We start from the raw sequence: 1,301 nt of genomic DNA on the forward strand, positions 1-1,301 counted from the left end.
GCACCTTAATTGGGCGTTAAGTGCCTAGGTATCGCAATACCTTAGAAAGTGATTGGATAATATCTATGATAAAAGAATCAAAAATCAAAACAGTATCTGATTTCTTAGATATATGTAGAGAATGTCATACTGAATTGTATCGGGGGCAAGCTCAGGACTGGCGGTTACTACCCTCTATTGCCCGTGTCGAAAAAATAGTATTTGAGGGTATCTTAGAAATCGAAGAGGAAATTATCGAAGAATTTCAGAAACTAGGTCATCCTTTTTTTCACAATTCAACGAAAGAGTACTCTGATTGGATATTACATGCTCAACACCACGGCTTACCGACTCGGCTTTTAGATTTTACAAGTAACCCTCTCAAAGCTCTGTATTTTGCTGTTGAGGACGAGCTTAACTTAGAAGACGGTGTTGTTTGGGGAGTTGACCCTTTCTGGAGCAATGAGTTTCCTAGTTTAGACCTGAAAACAGTAGAATTCTTCTATCCTAAGCACTTGAATGAACGTATTACTGCACAAGAGAGTTGTTTTGCTTGTTTTCCTTTAGGGGAAGCTCAATTGGATGTCCCAGCATTGGACGAGTATCCTGAGGATAAGATTCGTATTTTTAGCAAAATTATTGTCCCAGGTGAGTACAAAAAGGCTTTAAAAAAAGAGCTTAGTGTTTTGGGCATCAACAAAATGTCTATATATCCGGGCATTGATGGAGTTGTGCAAAGAATTAAAGAAGTTGTCGGTGTATAAGGCACTTAACAAACTGTTTAAGAGTGATTCGCAACGCGTGGCATTTTTACTATGCGTTGGCATTAGTGTTTAAGGTGGTATGTGGCGGCTTCGGTATTGCGTTGCTCACACCTTAACAGGGCGTTAAATGCCTAGGGGAATATTATGACTTGGAGTTTTGACCAAGATAAAAATGTAGCAGCATTGATAACGAAACAAGTAGTAGAACAAGGATTGCCCATTTTACAAGTGATCCATTATTCAGATGATCACTCTTGGGCTTTCATGTGTGGTACTACTAGTAATGCTTCAGATACGTTGGTTGTAAGCATGGAACAAGCAGTGTCCTTTGATGCTTCACTTTATGAGATAGCTACTATGCCTCCTGGCTGTATAGCTAGTCGAAATAGCGTAGAAGAAGCTTGGGTGTGCGAAAGGGTGGACGGCATTTAACAAATTGTTCAAGAGGGATTCTCAACGCGTGGTATTTTTACTATGCGTTCGTTTTAGTGTTTAAGGTGGCATGCGGTAGCTTATTTATTGCGTTGTTCACCCCTTAACAAGGCGTTATATTGCATA

General features: G+C 39.8%; 2 protein-coding genes. Both read left to right on the forward strand.

The window, feature by feature from the left end; genetic code table 11:
* The first annotated feature begins 65 nt into the window (after positions 1-65).
* Positions 66-743: an FRG domain-containing protein gene (locus tag FCV43_RS20100; RefSeq protein ID WP_088733247.1), complete on the forward strand. Its 678-nt coding sequence runs from the start codon at positions 66-68 to the stop codon at positions 741-743.
* A 144-nt stretch (positions 744-887) separates the two neighbouring features.
* On the forward strand, positions 888-1,175 hold the full coding sequence (locus FCV43_RS20110) for a hypothetical protein (protein WP_136996178.1): 288 nt from the start codon (positions 888-890) through the stop codon (positions 1,173-1,175).
* The last annotated feature ends 126 nt before the right edge of the window (positions 1,176-1,301 follow it).

This window comes from Vibrio genomosp. F6 (assembly GCF_005146325.1).
In the GTDB taxonomy this organism is placed as follows: Bacteria; Pseudomonadota; Gammaproteobacteria; order Enterobacterales; family Vibrionaceae; genus Vibrio; species Vibrio cortegadensis.

What these genes read in the sequence shown, in the direction of transcription:
- FCV43_RS20100 (WP_088733247.1), top strand. Translation starts at nt 66, where the DNA reads ATGATAAAAGAATCAAAAATCAAAACAGTATCTGATTTCTTAGATATA.
- FCV43_RS20110 (WP_136996178.1), top strand. Translation starts at nt 888, where the DNA reads ATGACTTGGAGTTTTGACCAAGATAAAAATGTAGCAGCATTGATAACG.